This is a genomic window from Streptomyces sp. NPDC031474 (assembly GCF_055581185.1).
Genome location: NZ_JBVIJX010000013.1, coordinates 334,090 through 358,870 on the forward strand (window position 1 = coordinate 334,090; position 24,781 = coordinate 358,870).

Here is a 24,781-nt window from a genome sequence, read left to right on the forward strand (position 1 = left end):
ACCGCTTCAGTGGATCGTGCGGCCCCGCTCGTCAGGGACTCCGGACTTGCGCAGGAAATAGCTGTTCACCTGGTCCCGCCACTCCCGTGCGCAGCGCACCTGCTCCTCGTACCGTTCCGCTGCGCGCGTGTGCCGTGCCGGTTCCACCAGGTCCGCGAGGCCCGCCCACACCCGGCGGGCCTCCTCTGCCTCCTCGACGCCCTCGAAATGGGTGTCGTAGATATGCTGGACAACCGTTTTCCCGCTTTTCAGCACATGCCCGTACGGCACATGGTGGAAGAACAGCAACAGCTCATCGGGACAGGAAACGACCGACTCGTACAGCTTGGCCCACGGCTTGGCGTACTGCGCCGCGTAGCCCGTGCCGGTCGCCGCGCTCCGGTCGACGCCGATCCCGTCCCGGTCCGCGAAGTGGTAGGTGCCCCAGGGGCTGTACTCGTAGCCGTCGACGCCGGGCCCGTAATGGTGCCCGGGCTGCACCATGAAACCGACGGCGAGCGGCGCGGTGTACTTCTCGTACGTCCGCCAGGAGCCGTGCAGCACCGCGCGAAGCCCGGCGGCCAGCCGCTCGTGGGCAGCCGGGTCGGACACGGGCGGGAAGGTGAGCGCGATCCACTCGTCCAGGAGGTCGTGCGGGTCGGCGTCCGGTTGCCAGGCGAGCCGGCCGAAGGTGTAGAGGTTCGCCTGAGCCAGCGGATGCCCGGTCCAGAACGGATCGTCGCCGGCATTGGACACCGCCACCAACCCGCCCCGCGTCAATTCCCCGACAGCCGGGCCCTGTTCACCGTCCGGCCGGAAGCGCAGCACCTCGCTCCACATCGGCCCGAGCCAACACACGTGCTGCTGCTGTCCGGTGTACTCCTGCGTGGCCTGCACCTCCACGGCGACCCGTGTGCGCGGCAGCGCGCCGAGCACGGGTGAGACGGGCTCACGCACCTGGAAGTCCATCGGCCCGTGCTTCACCTGGAGGACGGCGTTGTCGGCGAACTCCCCGTCGAGCGGGGCGAAATGGTCGTAAGCGGCCCGCGCACGGTCGGTCGAGCGGTCCCGCCAGTCCTGCCGGTGGTTGTACACGAACGCCCGCCAATGGACCGTGCCGCCGAACGGTGCGAGAGCCGCGGCCAGCATGTTCGCGCCGTCCGCGTGCGAGCGGCCGTACGTGAACGGGCCCGGCTGACCCTCCGAGTCGGCCTTCACCACGAACCCGCCGAAGTCCCAGATCGCCGAGTACACCCCGCGCACGGCCTCCGCCCACCACTCGCGCACCGCCCCCTCGAACGGGTCCGCGGTGGACAGCCCGCCGAGCACGACGGGCGCGGCGAAGGTCACCGACAGATGCGTCCGGATCCCGTACGGCCGCAACTCCTCCGCGATCCGGGCGACTTGGTCGATCCGGTCGGTGAGGAGGTGCGCCTCGGCCTCGTGCACATTGACGTTGTTGACCGAGACGGCGTTGACCCCGCAGGCCGCCAGCAGCCTGCCGTACGCCCGTACACGCTCCCACTCCCCACGGGCCTTTCCGTCCCGCCAGAACAGCGAGCCGCCCGCGTACCCGCGCTCCACCTGGCCCATGACCGGGTGGACGGCCACATTGTCCCAGTGGTCCAGCATCCGCAGCGCCGACGCGGGGCGGTGCACCTGGCGTACCCGGGAGCCCCGGAAGGCGTTTTCCCCGAGCCTTACGACGTGGAACAGGCCGTACAGCAGCCCGCGTTGGCCGACCGCCGTGACCGTGGCCGTTGCGTCGGCACGCTCGTAGGCGAACCCCTCGTCACCGAGATCCCCGATGTTCCCGAGGACACCCGCCTCAGCTGCTGTCGGCCGCGCCAGGCGCAGCACCAGGTCGTAGGAGTCACCCGACTCCTCATCCGAGGAGTTCCGTACGACCGCGCCGCCGAACCGCCCACACGCGTACGCCACTTCACCGTGCACGGTATCCACCAGCGGTCCCGTGCCGTGGACCAGTGTCCGCCTGGTCCCCAGCGGTCGGAACGCCTCCGGTGGCAGCCAGGCGGGGTCGATGCCGTCGGGCAGGACGGGCACGGTCGGTGGCATGGTCCCTCCGAGGCGCTGCGGGCCGGCGATGGGGGATGGGCGGTGCGGACCGGGTGACGCGGCCTGCCTAGGCGATGGCCGCGCCGGCGCCCCGCGCGGCGCCGATGAGGTCGGTGAGCGCGGCGTCGTCGTAGACGGAAATGTCGACGTAAGCGCCTTCGGGGAGGTCGAAGTCCTCGACCTCGTAGTCCAGCACCGCCGTGGTCCCGGGCGGGCTGAAGGTGCCCAGGTTGTGGGTGGTGCCGCCGGACGTGTAGCTGACCTTGACGTAGTACGTGTCACCGTCGTTCGCGGTGTCGTACAGCCAGAGCTTCTCGTCGTTCGGGTGGAACTCCACCTTGCCGACGAACGCCCCCGAGTTGATCATTTCCATCTTCACGGCGTAGCCGCCGGCGTCTTGCGCGAACGTCGTGTTGTCGAACGGGTCGGTGAGGTTGCCGCCGCTGCACGGGCAGGTGTCGGTGTCGTAGTAGTAGGCGTGGAACTGCGGGTTCGGGCTGTACGCCTGTGCCGGCGCCGCCGTTGCGAACAAGGCCCCCGCCCCCAGAGCCGCGCCGGCGAGCAGCCCCGTGAACCGTCCGATGATGCCCATGACCGCTTCCCCCTCCATGACCGACCGCCCGGCGCTCGCGGGCGGCCCGGTCATTCTGGAACACGGGTGACGCCCGGTACAGCCGGTGATCGCCGGCAGGTACCGGATCAAGACAACAACTCGACCTCCGCCAGGCGCATTTGGCTTACCGAGGTCCCTCCGCCTCCTCTGCTTGCCCCGCTTGTTTCGCCGGCGAACACCAGCCGGTAGTGCCCGTATGCGCCCGGTCGGGCGATCGTGAAGGCCCGGGTCTGCCGGTCCCAGGGGAACGTCTCGGCGGAGCGCCGGTCCAGATCGGTCCACGTCCGTCCGTCGGCGGAGCCCTGAAGGGTCCAACTCCCGGGCGCCTGCGTGTGATCGGCGGAGGTCAGGGTGTACTGCACGGCTTTGGCGCCCGCTGTCATCGGCAGGGTGAGCGTTCCCGACACCGTTTCCTGTGTCGCCGACGTGTCGTCGAACAGTGCGCCGGCGCCCTTCAGCACGTCCGTGCGCGGTGTGGGCGTCTTGTCGTCCCGGGTGATCGAAACCGGTGCCGCGTTCTTTCCGGCCCCCCACGTCGAGGGCCGCGGCCCCATGTCGAACTCCAGGACCCCGCCCTTCGCGAGAAGCGAGTGGGCGAGCGAAGTGGACGTCCAGGCACGGCCGTTGACCTTCAGGCCCTGCACGTACACGTTCTTCGCGCTGTTCTTCGGGGCCTTGACCACGAGATCTCTGCCGTTCTCCAGATGCAGGGTCGCCTTGGTGAACAGGGGGGAGCCGACGGCGTATTCGCCGCTGCCCATCACCAGCGGGTAGAAACCGAGCGCGGAGAACAGGTACCAGGCCGACTGCTCGCCGTTGTCCTCGTCGCCGTGGTAGCCCTGACCGATGGCACTGCCGGTGTAGAGCCGCGCGAGTACCTCGCGGGCCTTGGCCTGTGCCTTCCAGGGCTGCCCGGCCGCGTCGTACATGTAGATCGCATGATGCGCGACCTGGTTGGAGTGCCCGTACATGCCCATCCGCACGTCCCGCGCCTCGGTCATCTCGTGGATGACCCCGCCGTAGGAGCCGGCAAACTCGGGGGAAGCGGTTTCCGGGGTCGCGAAGTAGGCGTCGAGTTTCTTTGCCAGCCCGTCGCGGCCGCCGTACAGATTGGCCAGACCCCGGCTGTCCTGCGGGGCGGTGAAGGCATAGCCCCAGCCGTTGGTCTCGGTGTAGTCGTAGCCCCACACCCGTGGGTCGTAGCTCTGCGACGCCACCCGCCAGTCGCCCTTGTCGTCCTTCCCCTGGAAGAACCCCGCCTTGGTGTCGAAGAGGTGCACGTAGCCCTGCGCCCGGTTGAGGAAGTAGTCGGCCTCCTCCTGATAGCGCTTCTCCCCGGTCTTCCGGTACAGGGCCTGGCCCATGCGGGCGATGCCGTAGTCGTTGAGGTAGCCCTCCAGCGCCCACGACAGGCCCTCGTGCGTGGCCGTGCTGGTGTAGCCGAGGAAGGGGGACGTCGCCATGCCCTTGCGGCCCACCCCTGACGCCGGGGGCACGACCGTGGCGTTCTTCAGGGCCGCCTCGTACGCCGCCTTGGCGTCGAAGCCGACGCCCTTCACGAACGCGTCCGCGAAGGCGACGTCCGACGACGTGCCGGTCATCAGGTCGGCGTACCCGGGAGAGGACCAGCGTGAGGTCCAGCCGCCGTCCTTGTACTGCTGCACGAACCCGTCCGTCAGCGCCCCCGCCTGAGTGGGCGTCAGCAGCGCATACGCGGGCCAGGTCGTCCGGTAGGTGTCCCAGAAACCGTTGTTGACGTACACCTTCCCGTCCACGATCTTCGCGCCGGTGTGCGTCGGGGTGTCCTGGCCGGGCATCGGCGAGAAGGGTGACGCGTACCGGTACGTGGCCCCGACCTTCTCGAAACCGGAGTTGGGATACAGGTACAGCCGGTACAGGCTGGAGTACAGCGTCGTCAGCTGGTCCTGGCTCGCACCCTCGACCTCCACCCTGCCGAGGAGCTCGTCCCACTGCTGTTGGGCCCGCGACTTGACCGTCTCGAAATCGGTGTCCTCGGGGATTTCCTGGCGGAGGTTGTCGCGGGCCTGGTCGACGCTGATGAGGGAGGTCGCCAGCCGCAGGGTGACGGTGCGGTCGGAGCCCGCGTCGAAACGCAGGTAACCCTTTACCCCGCTCGATGCCCCGTCCGTCACGGGCGCGTCGAACTCGCCGTACACGAAGAGTCGCGTGGCCCCCGTGGACAGGTCCGACTTCACGTCCGAGTAACCGGTGACGACCCCGGTCTCCTTGTCGAGCGTCAGCCCCGCCTGGTCGGTGACGTTGTCGAAGACGACGCTCGCGTCCGCACCGGGATAGGTGAAGCGCAGGGCGGCCGCGTGGTCGGTCGGCGCCATCTCCGCTGTGAGACCGTTCTCGAAACGCACCCCGTAGTAGTACGGGCGGGCGGTCTCGTCGCTGTGCCGGAACGCCAGTGCCCGGGCCGTCCGCCCGGTGTCCGGGACCCCTGGCGCGGCCGACGGCATCACCTGGAACGTCTGCCGGTCACCCATCCACGGACTCGGCTCGTGACTCGCGCCGAACGCCTGGATCGTGGGCCGGTTGTCCGGGTTGTTGGCCCGCGCGTAGTCGTAGAGCCAGCCCAGCGAGGATGCGTTCGTCACCGGGGTCCAGAAGTTGAAGCCGTGCGGCACGGCCGTCGCGGGAAACGTGTTTCCGCGCGAGAAGCTCCCGCTGGAGTTGGTGCCGCGCGTGGTCACCGCGTAGTCCGACAGATGCGCCTTCACCGCCTGTGGGGCGGCCGTGCGCAACGCGATGTCGTCCACCCAGCCCCGGAACCGCGCAGGCCCGCCGGGGGAGTCGTAGGCGACGAGGATCCGGTCGACCGTCTTTCCGGCCGCCACCGCCCCGATCCCCGACTCGACGTCGTTCCACTGGTTGACGTACAGCACCTTCGCCGTGCCCTGCCCGCGCGGCGACAACGGGAAACCGTACTGATCGCTCGCCCCGAGGCCGCTCAGATACGTTCCGTCCGTGAAAGCGAGGTCCACGGAAACGTTTGTCGCGGCATAGTCCAGGTCGCCGCCCGCCATCGACGGGAAGATCCGGTACGCCAGCTGGGTGCGCGAACCGACCCGGACGTTCACGTCGAACACCTTGTTGTACGAGTACGCCCGGCCGGCAGCGGTGTGCCGACCCGCGTAGCGCAGTGCCCGCCGCCCGGTGAAACCGGCGCCCGCCTTCGCGGTCGGCGAGCCGCTCGGGCCCCGGTCGACGACGGTGAGCATGTCCGGCGGGACGGGCGCGTCGCCCCCGCCCGTGCCGAACCGCACGTCGGCGAGCTGCACGAGCCCGGCGCCGTGGTTCCTGGTGATCTCCAGCCGGAAGTGCCGGTACTCGGCGGGGGCCGCGAGGCTGTATGCACGGGTCTGGAAACGCTCCGCGAAGGCTTCCCCGGAGCGGGTGTCGAGGGGCGTCCAGGAGACGCCGTCCGCCGAGCCCGAGAGGGTCCAGTCGGCGGGGTCGCGTTCGGCGAAGTCATTGGCGGAAGTGAGCGCGTAAGCGGTGACCCGCGCAGGCTCGTCGAGGTCGAACTCGACCCAGCCGGTGGCGGCGAAGGCCAGCCACTTGGTGCTCTCCTCGCCGTCGACGAGGTTCTCCTTCACCTCGCCGCCGGCCGAGTTCTCGGCACTCGCCCGGACCTGCGTCACCCGGTCGGTCACCTCACCGGGGAGCCCGCCGCCGTAGCCGCCGTCGACCCCCGAGGCCCGCTTGCCGCCGTCCGGTGCGCTGTCGACGGTGCTCTGCCAGTCGGGGGCGCGGTCACCCGCCTCGAAGGACGAGGCGAACCCCCGGGCGGGGAACGGGACCGGCGACGGCAGCGCGACCGCCGTCCCCTGCGCACCGACCGTCATGACCAGAGCGGCCGTGACCACGACCGCCCGTAACCGTCCGAACCGCTGCATGCGTGAGCACCCTCCCCGCGCCGGACAACGCCCCGGACAACGTTGTCCTCGTGGTTGTGCAGGAATCAGTAGTGGGCCAAGTGGACGGTGATGTCAAGGATGTTGATTGCGCCAGCGGGGGCTGATGTCATGCGTTTTTCCGGCATGGCACCCGCAGGCCGTTCATATGTCCGGGAGGTCTCAACTCGGAAAAGACCGATGGTCAACCTTGCATTCGATCTTGCCCCGTCGGTGCGAAGTGGACTATACCTGTCGGCGATTCACCGTCGACGCAGCCGTTACGGTCGTTACCGTCGACGCCGTGAAACCACGAGATCCGCACGACCCTGCTTGACCTGACCGCGGTGCCGGGAAGGATCCGGTGCACCGCCTGAGTCCTGGAGAAGGCGAGGACTTGAGCATGGGATCCCACTCCGAGAACAGCGGCTCCGACCACAGCGGTTCCGACTACAGCGGTTCCGGCCACAAAGGCTCCGAGATCAACGGCTCCGAGATCAACGGCTCGGCGAGCAACGGTTCGGTGGGCGTCGGCCGTCGAGATCTGATCAAGAGGTCGGCGGCACTCGGGCTGATCTCCGTCCCCACGATGAGCTTTCTGTCCGCATGCGCCAGCAGCGGTGGCGGTGACGAGGAGAAGGCGAAGGCCGGAAAGAAGACCGCGAAGAACCCTCTCGCGGTCAACGAAACCGCCCCGATGGAATTCGTCCTGTTCGACGGCGGTTTCGGCAAGGCCTACGCCGAGGACGCCGTCAAGATCTACACCAAGGACTTCCCCGGTGCGAAGGTGAAGTTCTCGGCCACGCAGAAGATCCAGACGACTCTCCAGCCCCGTTTCAACCAGGGCGCCCCGCCCGACCTGATCGACAACTCCGGCGCCGAGCAGATGGACATGGGCGTCCTGGTCGGCAAGAACCAGCTCGCCGACCTCACTCCGCTCCTCGATGCCGCGTCCTACGACGACCCGAACAAGAAGGTCCGCGACACCCTGCGGCCCGGCATCGTCGAGATGGGCCAGTTCGACGGCGCCCCGGTCTGGATCATGTACTACGCCTACACCGTGTACGGCGTCTGGTACTCGCAGAAAGCCCTGGACTCGCTCGACGCCACCTACCCCGAGACCTGGGACCAGATGCTCGCGGTCTGCGAGAAGGCCAAGAAGAAGGGCATGGCAGGCTGGACGTATGCGGGCAAATACCCGTACTACCTCCCCTTCTCGCTGTACCCGATGATCGGCAAGGTGGGCGGCCGGGAAGTCCTCGACGCCATCGACAACCTGGAGCCGAACGCCTGGAAACACCCTGCGGTGAAGGCCTGTTTCGACGCTTACTACGAGCTCTACAAAAAGGGTTACATCCTTCAGGGCACCCCCGGGCTGGACCACATCCAGTCGCAGACCGCGTGGGCGAAGGGCAAGGCCCTGTTCATCCCCAACGGCTCCTGGGTGGAGAACGAGTCGGCGGACGTCATCCCGAAGGACTTCGATCTGGCCGTTTCCGCGCCCACCGGCATCGACTCCTCCGACAAGATGCCGTTCGGCACCATCTGGGCCTCCGGCGGTGAGCCGTTCATCGTGCCGGCCAAGGCGAAGAACACGGCGGGCGGCATGGAACAACTGCGCATCATGCTCAGCGAGGCGTCGTCCAAGAACTTCACCGCCAAGGTCAAGTCGCTGACCGCGTACAACGGCGGCACCGAGGGAATCACGCTCACGCCGGGTCTCAAGTCGGGTGTCGCGGCACTGCAGAAGGCCGGGGACAACGTGGTGAATCCGCGGATGCAGGACTGGTATGTCCAGTTGCAGAAGGAGAAGATCGGCGTGTCCGGTCTCGGTGAGATGATGGCCGGCCGGCTCACCCCCGCCGAGACGATCAAGAAGATCCAGGGATACGCCGACGCAACCGCCAAGGACACGACGGTCAAGCATTACAAGCACCAGTGACGGCGAGAATCACGGCAAAGCATCCATAAAAGCACCGGAGTGGCGATGCAGCACGGCAAGTACCGGTTCATCGTGGGGTTCCTGGCGCTGCCCCTGGGACTGTACGGGCTCTTCGTGGTGTGGCCGTTCATCCAGTCCATCTACTACTCGTTCACGGACTGGACCGGCCTGAGCCCCGAATTCAAGATGGTCGGCCTGGACAATTACCGGAGGATGCTGGACGACGAGATCTTCTGGAAGTCCTTGCAGCACAGCTTGCTGTTCGCGATCGTGCTGCCGGTGGTGACGATCGGCCTGGCGCTGTTCTTCGCCTTCATGATCAATGTCGGCGGCCGCAGAAGGAAGGGCGGTCCGGTGATCTCCGGCGTCCGGGGCTCTTCCTTCTATAAGATCGTTTACTTTTTTCCGCAGGTGCTGTCGATCGCCATCGTGGCGCTGCTGTTCGCCTTCGCGTACAACCCGGACAGCGGCGCGATCAACTCGTTTCTGCGCGGGATCGGACTGGACGGCGTCCAGCCTCTCTGGCTGGGCGATCCGGACCTCGCGCTGTGGTGTGTGATGGCGGTGCTCCTCTGGTCCACGGTCGGTTTCTTCGTCGTCCTGTTCTCGGCGGGCATGGCCTCCATCCCGGCGGACCTGTACGAGGCCGCGCTGCTGGACGGCGCGAGCCGGTCGGCGACGTTCTTCCGGATCACCCTGCCGCTGCTCTGGGACACGGTGCAGTCGGGCTGGGTCTACATGGGCATCCTCGCGCTCGGCGCCGAGTCGTTCGCGGTCGTGCAGATCATGACGACCGGCCCCGGCGGCCCCGACTACTCGACCACCGTCATGGTCCTGTACGTGTACCAGAAGGCGTTCCGGGACGGTCAGGCCGCCTACGCCACCACCATCGGCGTCGCATTGCTCATCGTGACGCTGGCCTTCGCCGCGGTCGTGATGCGGCTGGGGCGGCGCGAGCGGCTGGAGTACTGAATTGAAGACGACAGAACCCCCCGCGCCCCGGCCGGCCGAGCCGGGCTCCGGCGTCCGGGTCACGAAGGTCGACCCGGCGTTCGGGAAGCCGCCCGCGGAGAAGAAAACGGAGGGAAAAGTCCTCAACGTCTTTTCCCACGGCATCCTGGTCCTCTGGGCGATCATGGTCGTGCTGCCGTTGCTGTGGGCCGTGATGACCTCCTTCAAGGACGACGGCTCCATCTTCGGCTCGCCCTGGTCGCTGCCGGACAAGCTGCACTTCGACAACTGGTCGCGGGCCTGGACCGAGGCCAACATGAGCGACTACTTCCTCAACACCGTGCTGGTGGTGGGCGGTTCACTCATCGGAACCCTGGTCCTCGGCTCCATGGCGGCCTACGTCCTCGCGCGCTTCGACTTCCCCGGAAACCGTTTCATCTACTACCTCTTCGTCGGCGGCATGAGCTTCCCGATCATGCTGGCCCTGGTCCCGCTGTTCTACGTCGTGAACAACATGGGCCTGCTGAACTCCCTCCACGGCCTGATCCTCGTCTACATCGCCTACTCGCTGCCGTTCACGGTGTTCTTCCTGACGGCGTTCTTCCGCACCCTGCCGACGTCGGTGGCGGAGGCGGCCTTCGTGGACGGCGCCTCACACAGCCGCACGTTCTTCCAGATCATGCTGCCCATGGCCAAGCCAGGTCTGATCAGCGTCGGCATCTTCAACTTCCTGGGCCAGTGGAACCAGTACATGCTGCCCACGGTCCTCAACACCGACCCCGACAAGCACGTCCTCACCCAGGGACTGGTCCAACTGGCCGTCAGCCAGGGCTACAAGGGCGACTGGTCGGGCCTCTTCGCAGGTCTGGTGATGGCGATGCTGCCCGTGCTGGCCGCGTACATCGTCTTCCAGCGGCAGGTGGTGCAGGGGTTGACCGCGGGGGCGCTGAAGTAGTCGCGGGACCTGAGCACGGGCACCGCCCCCGACCGTCCACAGGTTCCTCGGGCCTGCGCGGACATCCCTGTCACGGGACTGCCGCGCAGGCCCGCCTCCGTTCCGCGCCGTCCGCTCGACCGCGCCGTCAGTGCCGTACCTGCGGCCACGCCGTCAGCGCCGTCAGCGCCGACCACGCCGTACATACCGTCCGATGTCGCCCGACGCACCGGCGCACGGCGCCGCCGCCGGGGAACATGCGGCAACCGACCGCGCCTTGATCACCCGACCCCGCCCGACCCCGCCCGCCACGCCCCGCACCCGGCTCCACACGCCCCGCCACCCCCGGTCCCGCCACCCTCCGTGTCCCTCCGCAAGCGCACGGATACTGTTCAACCTCTTGACGGGAGGGGACCCGAACAGCTCAGCTTAGAGTTCACTAGTTGGACATAGACGGGGTCTCATCGAAGCGGCCCCGTGCGCAGGAGGTCGTCGTGGAGACTCCGGGGTCGCAGTCGTCGCTGCACCGAGCCAACCTGGAGCGAGTCGTACGCGCCGTGCGTCTGGCCGGGTCCCTCACGCAGGCGGAGATCGCCCGTACGACCGGTCTGTCCGCCGCGACCGTCTCCAACATCGTGCGCGAGTTGAAGGAAGGCGGCACCGTCGAGGTGACGCCCACCTCGGCCGGCGGACGCAGGGCCCGCAGTGTCAGTCTGAGCGGCGACGCGGGCATCGTCATCGGGGTCGATTTCGGCCATACCCACCTGCGCGTCGCCGTGGGCAACCTGGCCCACCAGGTCCTCGCCGAGGAGTCCGAGCCGCTGGATGTGGACGCCTCCTCGACCCAGGGCTTCGACCGGGCGGAACAGCTGGTCACCCGGCTGATCGAGGCTACCGGGGTGGACCGTACGAAGGTCGCGGGAGTCGGTCTCGGCGTGCCCGGGCCGATCGATCTGGAGTCCGGCACACTCGGTTCCTCCGCCATCCTGCCCGGCTGGATCGGCACCAGGCCCGCCGAGGAGATGCGAGGCCGGCTCGGGGTCCCGGTGCACGTGGACAACGACGCCAACCTGGGCGCCCTCGGCGAGATGGTCTGGGGCAGCGGCAGAGGCGTACGTGATCTTGCTTACATCAAGGTCGCGAGCGGTGTCGGCGCAGGTCTGGTGATCGACGGGAAGATCTACCGGGGCCCCGGCGGAACGGCGGGGGAAATCGGACATATTACTCTGGATGAATCCGGCCCGGTCTGCCGCTGCGGAAACCGGGGCTGCCTGGAGACCTTCGCGGCCGCGCGCTATGTGCTGCCGCTGCTCCAGTCCAGTCACGGCACGGACCTGACGATGGAAGGCGTCGTGCGGCTGGCCAGGGACGGAGACCCGGGCTGCCGTCGGGTGATCGCCGACGTCGGCCGCCATGTCGGCAGTGGAGTCGCCAATCTCTGCAACCTGCTGAACCCGAGCCGGGTGGTCCTGGGCGGTGATCTCGCCGAGGCCGGTGAGCTGGTGCTCGGGCCGATAAGGGAGTCCGTCGGCCGCTACGCGATCCCGAGTGCGGCGCGTCAACTCTCCGTTCTCCCGGGGGCACTTGGCGGCCGTGCGGAGGTGCTCGGAGCGCTCGCTCTCGCACTGAGCGAGATGGGCGATTCAACCCTTTTGGACAGCACTCTGCACGCGGCGACACCTGCCTTCACTTAGAGAACGAATGACGTCGTTGCCATCTCGTTAAGTATTTACTTCTTGACGTCGCACGTGTGGCCGAGTTGACTTCCAGCCACCTCGGCCGCAGCGTTGCGGCCCTGTCAGGGAGGCACACCCCACATGAACGCAACGATGCGTAGAGTCGTGATCGGCGCCACCGCCGTGTCCATGGCGCTGTCGATTGCCGCCTGCGGCAAGGCGGGCGACGACAAGAAGAGCGACCCCGGCAGCAGCAGCTCGGGCGACAAGTCCGTCGGCCTGCTGCTCCCCGACAGCGTCACCGCGCGGTACGAGAAGTTCGACAAGCCGTACTTCGACGCCAAGGTCAAGGCGCTCTGCGCCGAGTGCAAGCTCGAGTACGCGAACGCCGCGGCCGACCCGGCCAAGCAGGCCCAGCAGGTCAGCAACATGGTCACCAAGGGCGTGAAGGTCATCGTGATCTCCGCCCAGGACTCCGCCGCGATCAAGTCCTCGATCCAGTCCGCCGTGGACAAGGGCGTCAAGGTCGTCGCGTACGACCGCCTCGCCCAGGGCCCGGTCAGCGCCTACGTCTCCTTCGACAACGTCAAGGTCGGCGAGCTCCAGGGCCAGGCCCTGCTCGACGCCCTCGGCGCCAAGGCGACCCCCAAGTCCAAGGTCGTCATGATCAACGGTGACGACGCCGACCCCAACGCCGCCCAGTTCAAGGAAGGCGCGCACAAGGTCCTCGACGGCAAGGTCGACATCGCCTACGAGCAGTCCGGCCTCTGGAAGGACACGGTCGCCGCCCAGAAGATGGCCGCGGCGATCACCCAGCTCGGCGCCAAGAACATCGCGGGCGTCTACTCCGCCAACGACGGCATGGCCGGCGGCATCGCCAACACCCTCAAGGGTGCGAAGATCAGCAGCATCCCGCTGACCGGTCAGGACGCCGAACTCGCCGCCATCCAGCGGATCGTGGCCGGCACCCAGTCCGCCACGATCATGAAGACCTACAAGGTCGAGGCCGAGACCGCCGCCCAGATCGCGGTCAACCTGCTGGAGGGCAAGGACATCAAGTCCCTGGCCCCGACCACGCTGACCAGCGGCTCCGGCGACAAGGTGCCCTCGCAGCTGCTGACCCCGGTGTCGGTCACCAAGGCCAACATCAAGGACACCGTGATCAAGGACGGCTTCTACACCGCCGCGGACATCTGCACCGCCCAGTACGCCGCCGCCTGCAAGGCCGCCGGCATCCAGTAGGCGCCCCGGTCCCGAGGGTCCTTGCGAGCCGCCCGCGAAGGCGTGCCTCAGCAGCGGCCCTCGGGTCCCGCCGACCGCCCCGGCGGTCCCGCGAGACCCCTCCGACGCCCGTCCCACCTTCACACCCCGCTGCCGGGACGGGCGTCGGACGGAACCGTTGCCAAGTGCAGCGGATTCGCGCATGTTCATCTTGTAAACCTCGTGCGGTGACACCGCGTTCCACGCGCGTCACCCACATCCCTCCGCGCCTTGTCTTTGCGCGCGGCATCCCCGCCGGTCAGGCGGCGAAGGAGATGGTTCACGTGTCCGCTACGCCCGTGCTGGCGTTGCGCGGAGTCTCCAAGCGATTCGGTGCGGTGCAGGCACTCACCGACGTCGAACTGGAGGTCCACGCCGGAGAAGTGGTCGCCCTGGTGGGCGACAACGGCGCAGGAAAGTCCACCCTGGTCAAGACGATCGCGGGTGTTCACCCCATCGATGAGGGCGTCATCGAGTGGGAGGGCAAGCCCGTCAGCATCAACAAGCCGCACGACGCCCAGGGACTCGGCGTCGCGACCGTCTACCAGGACCTCGCCCTGTGCGACAACCTCGACGTGGTCGGCAACCTCTACCTCGGGCGTGAGCTGCTGCGCCGCGGCGTCATCGACGAGGTGACGATGGAGAAGAACTCCCGGGAGCTGCTGTCCACGCTCTCCATCCGCATCCCGAGCGTCCGCATCCCGATCGCGAGCCTCTCCGGTGGTCAGCGCCAGGTCGTCGCCATCGCCCGCGCGTTGATCGGCGACCCGAAGGTCGTCATCCTCGACGAGCCCACCGCCGCCCTCGGCGTCGAGCAGACCGCGCAGGTCCTCGACCTCGTCGAGCGGCTGCGCGAGCGCAACCTCGGCGTCATCCTCATCAGCCACAACATGGCCGACGTCAAGGCGGTCGCGGACACCGTCGCCGTCCTGCGCCTGGGCAAGAACAACGGCTCCTTCCCCGTGAAGGACACCAGCCACGAAGAGATCATCGCCGCGATCACGGGTGCCACGGACAACGCCGTGACCCGTCGTGCGGGGCGTCGCACCGCGGAGGCGGCAAAGTGAGCGACACGTCCAAGACCGAGCCCGAGAAGGCCGCGAAGACGGAGAAGACCGACACCGCGACGAAGGCCGTCAAGACCGACGGCGTCGTCGAGGACCAGACCACGGTCGCCCCCGCCGACGACCCGACCGCCGCGCCGGTCACCGTCGTCGACCCGCGTCTGCTGGTCCGTGAAGAGGGCCTCAAGGGCTACCTCACCGAGTTCAAGCGCAAGGTCAAGGGCGGCGAGCTGGGCCAGATCCCGGTCGTCCTCGGTCTGATCATCATCTGGACCATCTTCCAGCTGAAGAACGACCGCTTCCTCAGCGCCGACAACCTCTCCAACGTCAGCTACTTCCTGTCGGCCACCGGTATGCTCGCCATCGGCCTGGTGTTCGTGCTGCTGCTCGGCGAGATCGACCTGTCGGTCGGTTCCGTCAGCGGTCTGGCGTCCGCGCTGTTCGCCGTCTTCGTGACCGACCACAGCGTGAACCCATGGCTGTCGCTGGTCCTGACGATCATCACCGGCATCGGCATCGGCGCCCTGCACGGATGGTTCTTCGCGAAGATCGGCGTACCGGCCTTCGTGGTGACCCTGGCCGGCTTCCTCGGCTGGAACGGTCTGATGCTGTGGCTGCTCGGCTCCAGCGGCACGATCAACCTGCCGTCGGACTCCGGCCCGATCCACCTGCTCGGCCAGAACTCCTTCTTCATGGACCAGGCCATCATCGGCGCCTACATCCTGGCCGGACTCGCCGTCGTGCTGTCCCTGGTGGGCAACTTCGGTGAGCAGCGCCGCCGCCGGGCCGCGGGCGTGCCGTTCCGCGCGACCGGCGAGATCCTGCTGCGCGTCGGCGCCCTCGCCGTCGCCGCGTTCGTGTCCGCCGCCGTGCTGAACAACGCCTCGGGTGTCTCCAACTCGCTGGTGATCTTCCTGGCGGCGCTGGTGATCGTGGACTTCGTGCTGCGTCGTACGACGTACGGCCGCAAGGTGTTCGCGGTCGGCGGCGGCATCGAGGCCGCCCGCCGTGCCGGTATCAACGTGCCGATGATCCGGATCACCGTCTTCGCCATCTCCGGCGGCTTCGCGGCGGTCGGCGGCATGTTCTTCGCCGGCCAGACCGCGGGCGCGTCGCTGAGCGCCGGCGGCGGCAACACCCTGATGCTCGCCATCGCGGCGGCCGTCATCGGTGGCACCAGCCTCTTCGGCGGCCGTGGCACCGTCTGGTCCGCCCTCCTGGGCATGCTGGTCATCCAGTCCATCCAGACCGGCCTCGACCTGCTGAACATGAACACCTCGATCCAGTACATGATCACCGGTGGTGTGCTGCTCGGCGCGGTCGTCATCGACTCCGTCTCCCGCCGGAGCCAGAAGGCCGCCGGCCGCGGCTAGTTGGCCTGTTGCCATGACTGTGCCCGGCATCCCCGCGGATGCCGGGCACAGTCATGTCATGGGAAGGCCCCATCCTGGGTACGGCCGTTCGCGTGACCTATGACGCACGGGCCGGAGTCCGTCCGCCCGGACGGAACATTAGACTCGACAAGCCCGGCAACAGCTCGATCGGCTTTTACTGCAAGGAGGCACGGGTGCCGCTGCTGACCCGCATCAGGGGACCGCGCGATCTGGACCGGCTCAGCCTGGAGGAGCTGAACCAGCTGGCGGAGGAGATCAGGACCTTCCTCGTCGACGCCGTGTCCAAGACCGGCGGCCACCTCGGTCCCAACCTCGGCGTGGTCGAGCTCACCATCGCCCTGCACCGGGTCTTCGAGTCCCCCAAGGACAAGGTGCTGTGGGACACGGGCCACCAGTCCTATGTGCACAAACTGCTCACGGGCCGACAGGACTTCTCCCGGCTGAAGATGAAGGGCGGCCTGTCCGGCTACCCCTCGCAGGGCGAGTCCGAGCACGACGTCATCGAGAACAGTCACGCCTCCACCGTCCTCGGCTGGGCCGACGGCCTCGCGAAGGCCAACCAGATCCTCGACCGCGACGACCATGTGGTCGCCGTCATCGGCGACGGGGCGCTCACCGGCGGCATGGCCTGGGAGGCGCTGAACAACATCGCCGACGGCGACCGCCCGCTGGTGATCGTCGTCAACGACAACGAGCGCTCGTACGCGCCGACCATCGGCGGCCTCGCCAACCACCTCGCCACCCTGCGCACGACGGACGGCTACGAGCGCTTCCTCGCCCGCACCAGGGAGGTGCTGGAGCGCACCCCCGTCGTAGGCAGGCCCCTCTACGAGACCCTGCACGGCGCCAAGAAGGGCCTGAAGGACTTCATCGCCCCCCAGGGCATGTTCGAGGACCTCGGTCTGAAGTACGTCGGCCCGATCGACGGCCACGACATCGAGGCCCTGGAGTCCGCGCTGGCCCGCGCCAAACGCTTCGGCGGCCCGGTGATCGTGCACTGCCTCACCGAGAAGGGCCGCGGCTACCAGCCCGCCCTCCAGGACGAGGCCGACCGCTTCCACGGCATCGGCCCCATCCACCCCGACACCGGTCTGCCGGTCAAGGTTTCGGGCGCCGACTGGACGTCCGTCTTCGGCGACGAGATGGTCGAGCTCGGCAAGGAGCGCGAGGACATCGTCGCGATCACGGCGGCGATGCTCCAGCCGGTCGGCCTGAAGAAGTTCGCGGACACCTTCCCGAACCGCATCTACGACGTCGGCATCGCGGAACAGCACGCCGCCGTCTCCGCCGCGGGCCTCGCCACCGGCGGACTGCATCCGGTGTTCGCGGTGTACGCCACCTTCCTCAACCGTGCCTTCGACCAGGTCCTGATGGACGTGGCCCTCCACAAGTGCGGGGTGACGTTCGTCCTGGACCGGGCCGGTGTCACCGGCACCGACGGCGCCTCCCACAACGGCATGTGGGACATGTCGATCCTCCAGGTCGTCCCCGGCCTCAGGCTCGCCGCCCCGCGCGACGCCGACCAGGTCCGCGCCCAGCTGCGCGAGGCCGTCGCGGTCGAGGACGCGCCGACCGTCGTCCGCTTCTCCAAGGGCGCCGTCGGCCCCGCCGTACCCGCTGTCGGGCGTGTCGGCGGCATGGACGTGCTGCGTGAGAGCGGCACCGGCGCCCCGGATGTGCTGCTGGTCTCCGTGGGCGCGCTCGCCCCGATGTGCCTGGAGATCGCGACCCTCCTCGACCGGCAGGGCATCACCACCACGGTCGTCGACCCGCGCTGGGTCAAGCCCGTCGACGAGGCCCTCGCGCCCCTCGCGGAGCGCCACCGCGTGGTCGTCACCGTCGAGGACAACTCCCGCGTCGGCGGCGTCGGCTCGGCGATCGCCCAGTCCCTGCGCGACGCGGGCGTCGACGTTCCGCTGCGCGACTTCGGCATCCCGCCCCGCTTCCTCGACCACGCCTCCCGCGCCGAGGTGATGACGGAGATCGGGCTCACCGCCCCCGACATCGCCCGCCAGGTCACCGGCCTGGTCTCCCGGCTCGACGGCAGGTACGGCAGCGCCGCCGCCGAGGTCGACTCGGTCGAGCCCGCCCGCGACTGACCCGCCCGCCTGCTGCGAACGGGCCGGTTCGACCACCGCGAAGGGTGGTGGAACCGGCCCATTTGCGTGAATCCACTCGCGCCGGGGCATACGTACCACGCCCCCTCTCGATCATGTCGAGGACGACACAGCGTGGGAGGTACCCGTGAGCAGCACCCTCTTCCGGACGAAGAAGGTCGAGCAGTCCATCCTCGATACCGAGGAACCCGAGCACGCGCTCAAGAAATCCTTGTCCGCGCTCGATCTGACCGTCTTCGGCGTCGGTGTCATCATCGGCACCGGCATCTTCGTCCTCACCGGCACCGTCGCCAAGAACAACGCCGGTCCCGCCGTCGCCCTGGCCTTCGTCGCGGCCGGGGTCGCCTGCGCGCTCGCCGCGCTCTGCTACGCCGAGTTCGCCTCCACCGTCCCGGTGGCCGGCTCCGCGTACACGTTCTCGTACGCCTCCCTCGGGGAACTGCCCGCCTGGACCATCGGCTGGGACCTGGTCCTGGAGTTCGCGCTCGGCACGGCGGTGGTCGCCGTCGGCTGGTCCGGGTACGTCGCCTCGCTGCTGGACAACGCCGGCTGGCACCTGCCGGCGGCGCTGAGCGGAAGAGAGGGAGCCCACGGCTTCGGCTTCGACATCCTCGCCGCCGCCCTCGTCCTGGTGCTCACCGCCATCCTCGTGGTCGGCACGAAGCTCTCCGCGCGGGTCACCTCCGTCGTGGTCGCCATCAAGGTGACCGTCGTCCTGACCGTGATCGTCGCGGGCGCCTTCTTCATCCACGGCGACAACTACCACCCGTTCATCCCCAAGGCGGAGAAGGTCCCGGCCGGCAACAGCCTGCAGTCCCCGCTCATCCAGCTGATGTTCGGCTGGGCGCCCTCCAACTTCGGCGTGATGGGCATCTTCACCGCCGCCTCCGTCGTCTTCTTCGCCTTCATCGGCTTCGACGTCGTCGCCACCGCCGCCGAGGAGACCAAGAACCCGCAGCGCGACATGCCCCGCGGCATCCTCGGCTCCCTCGTCATCTGCACGATCCTGTACGTCGCCGTGTCGATCGTCGTCACCGGGATGGAGCACTACACCAAGCTGTCCGTGAGCGCCCCGCTCGCCGACGCCTTCAAGGCCACCGGCCACCCCTGGTTCGCCGGCTTCATCAGCTTCGGCGCCGCCGTCGGCCTGACGACGGTCTGCATGATCCTGCTCCTCGGCCAGACCCGGGTCTTCTTCGCGATGAGCCGCGACGGACTTCTGCCGCGCTTCTTCTCCCACGTCCACCCGCGGTTCAGGACCCCGCACCGGCCGACCATCCTGCTCGGCGTGCTCATCGCGATCCTGGCCGGCTTCACCAGCCTCAGCGAACTCGCCGAACTGGTCAACATCGGCACCCTGTTCGCCTTCGTGGTCGTCGCGATCGGCGTGATCATCCTGCGCAGGTCCCGCCCCGATCTGCACCGCGCCTTCCGCACCCCATGGGTGCCCGTCATCCCGATCCTGTCGGTGTGCGCCTCACTGTGGCTGATGCTCAACCTGCCCGCCGAGACCTGGCTGCGGTTCGGCATCTGGATGGTCGTCGGGTTCTTCGTGTACTTCCTCTACGGCCGCTCCCACAGCCGACTCGGACGCCACGAGGAGACATCCGTGGACGAGGTCGCCGGACCCGACCGCGACGACACCGTGTGACGGCTTCGCAGCCGGCCCCGCACCGCCCGCCGGGGCCGGCTGCGAAGCCGTACCGCTTCAGCCCCGCTACCGCTTCAGCCCCGCTACCGCTTCAGCCCCGGACCGCGCGCGGGCCGGTGACGTCAGCGCCCAGTTCCGTCACCCGGCGCCGCAGCTCGCGGTCGGCCGTGACGACCAGCCGGGAGCGCCCGCCGGCCTCGGCGACCAGCTCGACGATACGGTCGTCCCCGCTGCCGGACGCCGCCTCCACCCGTACGCCGGGCACCGGCTCCACCCCGCGGGCCGCGCCCTCGACGACGAGGACGATCTCCTCGGGCCCGGAGTGCCCCGGCAGCCCGACGGCGGCCAGCCGGTCGCGCAGCCGCTCGGCCGCGCCCCGCCGGTCCCGCCACCACCCGTCGGGCACCGACCCGACGACGTTCGCCGCGTCGACGATCACAAGCAGCCGGGCGCCGTCGTCCGGGGAGCCGTCCAGGGAACCGTCCATGGACCCCAGGGTCGCACGGGCGGCCCCACCGGCCGGACCCGCACCCAGGGGCCGCACCGACCCCGACATAAGGTGACCGGGTGAACGGCGACTGGCTCATACGTGGCCGCGATGGGCGGCTGGGTGTCTATCTGATGTCGGACGACGCGGTCCTGTGCCGGGCCGAGCGCCTCCCCGGCGGCCCCTGGGAGGCGCCGCGCCCGGTGGGCGGCGACCAGAAGGTGCAGCGGGTGCTCGCCGTCGGCCTCGGCGCCGACGGATACGCCCATCTGGCCTCCTGGCGGCCCACCGTGCAGGGCGAGGCGGCCCTCGTGCACTCCACGCACTACCGGCCGCTGCTGTCCGCCCTGGACTGGGCGCCCATCGGCCATCCCAACAAGAAGGGCCACCGCACCGGCACGCCCGCCGTCGCCGTGGACGCCCAGGGGCGCGCGCACGTCTTCGTGCGCAACATCGGCACGGGACTGTGCATGGTCGCCCAGAAGGAGAAGGGCGGCTGGGACCCGTGGCGCGACCTGAAGGGACAGGGCGTCGAGGGACCGCCCGTCGCGGTGACGACGGAGTCCGGCCGCGTCGCGGCGTACGCGGCCGTCGCCGACGGGATCCTGCACTGGCGGCAGGAGACGCCGGGCGCCCAGCCGGTGCTGCAGGAGCCCCTCAAGGCGTCGGTCCGGCCGGGCACGCTCCGGGCGCTGGCCACCTCCCCGGAACACACCACCCTCTTCTACACCGACGACTCCGGCGACGTGTGCGCCTGGCGTCCCGGCGGTGAGCCCGTCCCCGTGCTCGCCGCCGCCGGACCCGGTCCGGTCGCCGCGATCCGCACCGAACTCGACGGCCACGACTGCACGTTGCTCGCCCAGCGCTCCGCGAGCGGCCGCGTCGCCTTCGCCGCGTACCCGACCGAACAGGAGTCCGCCGGCGCCTGGTGGGCCGAGTCGGGCCCCGCGCTGCCCGCCGACGCCGTGGTGGCGCTCGCGAAGGACCACGAGGACCGGGTCGTCGCCGCGACCCTGTCCCCGTCGACCGGCGACCTGCGGCTCACCCGCCGCAAGGATGAGCCGGGCCTGGCCCTGACGGCCTGGCGGACGGTGTGACCGTGCGCCGGCCTCGTTCTACGGCACATCGCCGACGGTCCATGCGGTCACCGTCAACTACAAGGCCACGACCGGCGATCGCGCGGCGCTGAACGTGACCGGACGCATGACAGTGGGCCTCCGCCGAGCGGCGGAGGCCCACTGTCATGCGTTGGGCAAACGGTTACGCCGGAACCGACGCGACGCCCGGCGCCAGGAACTTCTTGCCGTTCACGCGCTCGGAGACACCCTCGCGGTCCAGGTACGGCGTGATGCCGCCCAGGTGGAAGGGCCAGCCGGCGCCCGTGATCAGGCAGAGGTCGATGTCCTGCGCCTCGGCGACGACGCCCTCGTCGAGCATGAGCCCGATCTCCTGCGCCACCGCGTCCAGGACACGCGCCCGCACCTGCTCCTCGGTCAGGGCGTTGTCGCCCTGCTTCAGGAGCGCGGCGACCTCGGGGTCCAGCTCGGGCTTGCCGCTGTCGTAGACGTAGAAACCGCGCTTGCCCGCCTTGACGACGGCCGCGAGGTTCGGGGAGACCGTGAAACGGTCCGGGAACGCCCGGTTGAGCGTTTCCGAGACATGCAGACCGATCGCCGGACCGACCAGCTCCAGCAGGACCAGCGGCGACATCGGCAGGCCGAGCGGTTCCACCGCCTTTTCCGCCACCTCGACCGAGGTGCCCTCGTCGATGACGTTCTGCACCTCGCCCATGAAACGGGTCAGAATGCGGTTCACGACGAACGCCGGGGCGTCCTTCACCAGGACCGCCGTCTTCTTCAGCTTCTTGGCGACGGCGAACGCGGTGGCCAGCGAGGCGTCGTCGGTCGCCTCGCCCCGCACGATCTCCAGCAGCGGCAGGATCGCGACCGGGTTGAAGAAGTGGAAGCCCACGACCCGCTCGGGGTTCTTCAGCTTCGACGCCATCTCGGAGACCGACAGCGAGGAGGTGTTGGTGGCGAGGATCGCATGCGCCGGGGCGACCGCCTCGACCTCCGCGAACACCTGCTGCTTGACGCCGATCTCCTCGAACACGGCCTCGATGATGAAGTCCGCGTCCGCGAAGCCCTCGGCCTTGTCCAGGACACCCGAGACCAGCGCCTTGAGGCGGTTGGCCTTGTCCTGGTTGATCCGGCCCTTGCCGAGCAGCTTGTCGATCTCGGCGTGGACGTAGCCGACACCCTTGTCGACGCGCTCCTGGTCGATGTCGGTCAGCACGACCGGCACCTCCAGGCGGCGCAGGAACAGCAGGGCGAGCTGCGAGGCCATCAGACCCGCGCCGACGACGCCGACCTTGGTGACCGGGCGGGCCAGGTTCTTGTCCGGGGCGCCCGCCGGGCGCTTGCCGCGCTTCTGCACCAGGTTGAACGCGTAGATGCCGGAGCGCAGTTCGCCGCCCATGATCAGGTCGGCGAGCGCGAGGTCCTCGGCGTCGTAGCCCTGCTGCAGGTCGCCGTTCTTCGCGGCGGCGATGATGTCCAGCGCGCGGTACGCGGCCGGGGCCGCCCCGTGCACCTTGGAGTCGGCGACGAACCGGCCGCGCGCGACGGCCTGGTCCCAGGCCTCACCGCGGTCGATCACCGGACGCTCGACCTCGACGTCGCCCTTGAGGACGTTCGCCGTCCAGATCAGCGACTGCTCCAGGAAGTCCGCACCCTCGAAGAGGGCGTCGGCGATGCCGAGGTCGAAGACCTGCTGCCCCTTCAGCTGCTTGTTCTGGTTGAGGCTGTTCTCGATGATCACCGAGACGGCCTTGTCGGCGCCGATCAGGTTCGGCAGCAGCGTGCAGCCGCCCCAGCCGGGGACCAGGCCGAGGAAGACCTCGGGCAGGGAGAACGCGGGAAGCGCCTTCGAGACAGTGCGGTACTTGCAGTGCAGACCGACCTCGACGCCGCCGCCCATCGCCGCGCCGTTGTAGTACGCGAAGGTCGGGACCGCGAGGCCCGCCAGACGCTTGAAGACCTCGTGCCCGCCCTTGCCGATGGCGAGCGCGTCCTTGTGCTCCTTGAGGAGCTCGACGCCCTTGAGGTCCGCGCCGACCGCGAAGATGAACGGCTTGCCGGTGACGCCGGCGCCGACGATCTCGCCCGCCTTGGCCTCCTGCTCGACCTGGTCGATCGCGACGTCGAGGTTCGCGAGGGACTGCGGCCCGAAGGTGGTCGGCTTGGTGTGGTCGAAACCGTTGTCCAGCGTGATCAGGGCGAAGCGCCCCGCGCCGAACGGCAGGTCCAGGTGGCGTACGTGAGCCTGGGTGACGACCTCGTCCGGGAACAACTCGGCCGCCCGCTTCAGGAGTTCGGTGGTGCTCACTTGTCGCCTCCGTCGAAGTGCGGGTTCTCCCAGATGACCGTCGCGCCCATGCCGAAGCCGACGCACATGGTCGTCAGGCCGTAGCGGACCTGCGGCTGCTCCTCGAACTGGCGGGCCAGCTGCGTCATCAGACGGACGCCGGAGGAGGCCAGCGGGTGGCCGAAGGCGATCGCGCCGCCGTACTGGTTGACGCGCTCGTCGTCGTCGGCGATGCCGTAGTGGTCGAGGAAGGCCAGGACCTGGACGGCGAAGGCCTCGTTGATCTCGAACAGACCGATGTCGGAGATGGACAGGCCCGCCTGGGCGAGGGCCTTCTCCGTGGCCGGGATCGGGCCGTAGCCCATGACCTCCGGCTCGACGCCCGCGAAGGAGTACGCGACGAGGCGCATCTTGACCGGCAGGTTGTTCTCGCGCGCGAAGTCCTCGGACGCGATGAGGGAAGCGGTCGCGCCGTCGTTCAGACCGGCCGCGTTGCCGGCGGTGACCCGGCCGTGGACACGGAACGGGGTCTTGAGACCGGAGAGGTTCTCCAGCGTCGTCCCCGGGCGCATCGGCTCGTCGGCGGTGACCAGGCCCCAGCCCGTCTCACCGGCCTCCGGGTTCGTGCGGCGCACCGAGATCGGCACCAGGTCGGCCTGGATCTTGCCGTTGGCGTACGCCTTGGCGGCCTTCTCCTGGGAGCGCACGGCGTACTCGTCGGCGCGCTGCTTGGTGATGTGCGGGTAGCGGTCGTGCAGGTTCTCCGCGGTCATGCCCATGAACAGCGCGGACTCGTCGACCAGCTTCTCGCTGACGAACCGCGGGTTGGGGTCCACGCCCTCGCCCATCGGGTGACGGCCCATGTGCTCGACGCCGCCGGCGATGGCGATGTCGTACGCGCCGAAGGCGACGGAGCCGGCGACCGTGGTGACGGCGGTCAGGGCGCCCGCGCACATCCGGTCGATGGAGTAACCCGGCACGGACTGCGGCAGACCGGCGAGGATGCCGGCCGTGCGGCCGATGGTCAGGCCCTGGTCACCGATCTGCGTGGTCGCCGCGATGGCGACCTCGTCGATCTTCTTGGGGTCGAGACCGGGGTTGCGGCGCAGCAGCTCCCGGATCGCCTTCACGACGAGGTCGTCGGCGCGGGTCTCGTGGTAGATGCCCTTCGGGCCCGCCTTGCCGAACGGGGTACGGACGCCGTCGACGAAGACGACGTCCCTGACGGTACGAGGCACGATGGCTCTCCTCCAGGTGCGGGATGGCACTGCTGCGACACGCAAGCGCTGAGCGCGCGCTCAGAACCCATGCTACTTATGGGTAACGTAGCTGCCCAGTCCGGGAGGGCCAA

At 68.9% G+C, this 24,781-nt stretch carries 16 protein-coding genes; 10 read left to right on the forward strand and 6 right to left on the reverse strand.

Annotated features, from left to right (window positions below; translation table 11 throughout):
- Positions 1 to 6 precede the first annotated feature (6 nt).
- The 3 genes from ACZ5SK_RS28515 to ACZ5SK_RS28525 all read right to left on the reverse strand — a co-directional run bounded on the left by ACZ5SK_RS28515 (position 7) and on the right by ACZ5SK_RS28525 (position 6,591).
- Entirely contained in the window at positions 7 to 2,055 is a 2,049-nt protein-coding gene (locus ACZ5SK_RS28515; RefSeq protein WP_457493702.1) for an alpha-glucuronidase, read from the reverse strand.
- Positions 2,056 to 2,122: 67 nt separating this feature from the next.
- Positions 2,123 to 2,647 (reverse strand): hypothetical protein, encoded by a 525-nt coding sequence (locus ACZ5SK_RS28520; RefSeq protein WP_334576335.1) that lies wholly within the window; start codon positions 2,645 to 2,647, stop codon positions 2,123 to 2,125.
- 107 nt (positions 2,648 to 2,754) lie between these two features.
- The gene (locus tag ACZ5SK_RS28525) at positions 2,755 to 6,591 is read right to left on the reverse strand and encodes a GH92 family glycosyl hydrolase (RefSeq protein ID WP_457493703.1); all 3,837 of its coding nucleotides are present in this window, start codon (positions 6,589 to 6,591) and stop codon (positions 2,755 to 2,757) included.
- 400 nt (positions 6,592 to 6,991) lie between these two features.
- Here ACZ5SK_RS28525 and ngcE point away from each other — a divergent pair, with 400 nt between their 5' ends.
- The 9 genes from ngcE to ACZ5SK_RS28570 all read left to right on the forward strand — a co-directional run bounded on the left by ngcE (position 6,992) and on the right by ACZ5SK_RS28570 (position 19,577).
- The gene (ngcE, locus tag ACZ5SK_RS28530; RefSeq protein ID WP_468576680.1) at positions 6,992 to 8,530 is read left to right on the forward strand and encodes an N-acetylglucosamine/diacetylchitobiose ABC transporter substrate-binding protein; all 1,539 of its coding nucleotides are present in this window, start codon (positions 6,992 to 6,994) and stop codon (positions 8,528 to 8,530) included.
- 45 nt (positions 8,531 to 8,575) lie between these two features.
- Entirely contained in the window at positions 8,576 to 9,502 is a 927-nt protein-coding gene (locus ACZ5SK_RS28535) for a carbohydrate ABC transporter permease (protein WP_334581131.1), read from the forward strand.
- 1 nt (position 9,503) lies between these two features.
- The gene (locus ACZ5SK_RS28540) at positions 9,504 to 10,436 is read left to right on the forward strand and encodes a carbohydrate ABC transporter permease (RefSeq protein ID WP_457493704.1); all 933 of its coding nucleotides are present in this window, start codon (positions 9,504 to 9,506) and stop codon (positions 10,434 to 10,436) included.
- Positions 10,437 to 10,909: 473 nt separating this feature from the next.
- Entirely contained in the window at positions 10,910 to 12,109 is a 1,200-nt protein-coding gene (locus tag ACZ5SK_RS28545) for an ROK family transcriptional regulator (RefSeq protein ID WP_319674440.1), read from the forward strand.
- Between the two features lie 123 nt (positions 12,110 to 12,232).
- Positions 12,233 to 13,333 carry a sugar ABC transporter substrate-binding protein gene (locus ACZ5SK_RS28550; RefSeq protein WP_468576681.1) on the forward strand — a complete coding sequence of 367 codons (1,101 nt, stop codon included), beginning with the start codon at positions 12,233 to 12,235 and terminating at the stop codon, positions 13,331 to 13,333.
- 293 nt (positions 13,334 to 13,626) lie between these two features.
- Complete coding sequence (locus ACZ5SK_RS28555) at positions 13,627 to 14,418, forward strand: ATP-binding cassette domain-containing protein (RefSeq protein WP_334576329.1); 792 nt, start codon at positions 13,627 to 13,629, stop codon at positions 14,416 to 14,418.
- Entirely contained in the window at positions 14,415 to 15,788 is a 1,374-nt protein-coding gene (locus ACZ5SK_RS28560) for a sugar ABC transporter permease (protein WP_334576327.1), read from the forward strand. Before ACZ5SK_RS28555 ends, ACZ5SK_RS28560 begins: the two co-directional genes overlap by 4 nt.
- Before the next feature lie 194 nt (positions 15,789 to 15,982).
- Positions 15,983 to 17,908, forward strand: a complete 1,926-nt coding sequence (gene dxs / locus ACZ5SK_RS28565; protein WP_468156606.1) for a 1-deoxy-D-xylulose-5-phosphate synthase — start codon at positions 15,983 to 15,985, stop codon at positions 17,906 to 17,908.
- A 145-nt stretch (positions 17,909 to 18,053) separates the two neighbouring features.
- Entirely contained in the window at positions 18,054 to 19,577 is a 1,524-nt protein-coding gene (locus ACZ5SK_RS28570; RefSeq protein WP_334576325.1) for an amino acid permease, read from the forward strand.
- A 91-nt stretch (positions 19,578 to 19,668) separates the two neighbouring features.
- Here ACZ5SK_RS28570 and ACZ5SK_RS28575 read toward each other — a convergent pair whose 3' ends face one another.
- Positions 19,669 to 20,064: an NTP pyrophosphohydrolase gene (locus ACZ5SK_RS28575; RefSeq protein ID WP_457493705.1), complete on the reverse strand. Its 396-nt coding sequence runs from the start codon at positions 20,062 to 20,064 to the stop codon at positions 19,669 to 19,671.
- An 80-nt stretch (positions 20,065 to 20,144) separates the two neighbouring features.
- Here ACZ5SK_RS28575 and ACZ5SK_RS28580 point away from each other — a divergent pair, with 80 nt between their 5' ends.
- Complete coding sequence (locus ACZ5SK_RS28580) at positions 20,145 to 21,161, forward strand: DUF8189 domain-containing protein (protein WP_334576321.1); 1,017 nt, start codon at positions 20,145 to 20,147, stop codon at positions 21,159 to 21,161.
- A 163-nt stretch (positions 21,162 to 21,324) separates the two neighbouring features.
- On the opposite strand, the gene ACZ5SK_RS28585 is transcribed toward ACZ5SK_RS28580, so the two are convergent.
- Complete coding sequence (locus ACZ5SK_RS28585) at positions 21,325 to 23,451, reverse strand: 3-hydroxyacyl-CoA dehydrogenase NAD-binding domain-containing protein (protein ID WP_334576319.1); 2,127 nt, start codon at positions 23,449 to 23,451, stop codon at positions 21,325 to 21,327.
- Complete coding sequence (locus ACZ5SK_RS28590; RefSeq protein WP_079658919.1) at positions 23,448 to 24,668, reverse strand: thiolase family protein; 1,221 nt, start codon at positions 24,666 to 24,668, stop codon at positions 23,448 to 23,450. Before ACZ5SK_RS28590 ends, ACZ5SK_RS28585 begins: the two co-directional genes overlap by 4 nt.
- Positions 24,669 to 24,781: the final 113 nt, after the last annotated feature.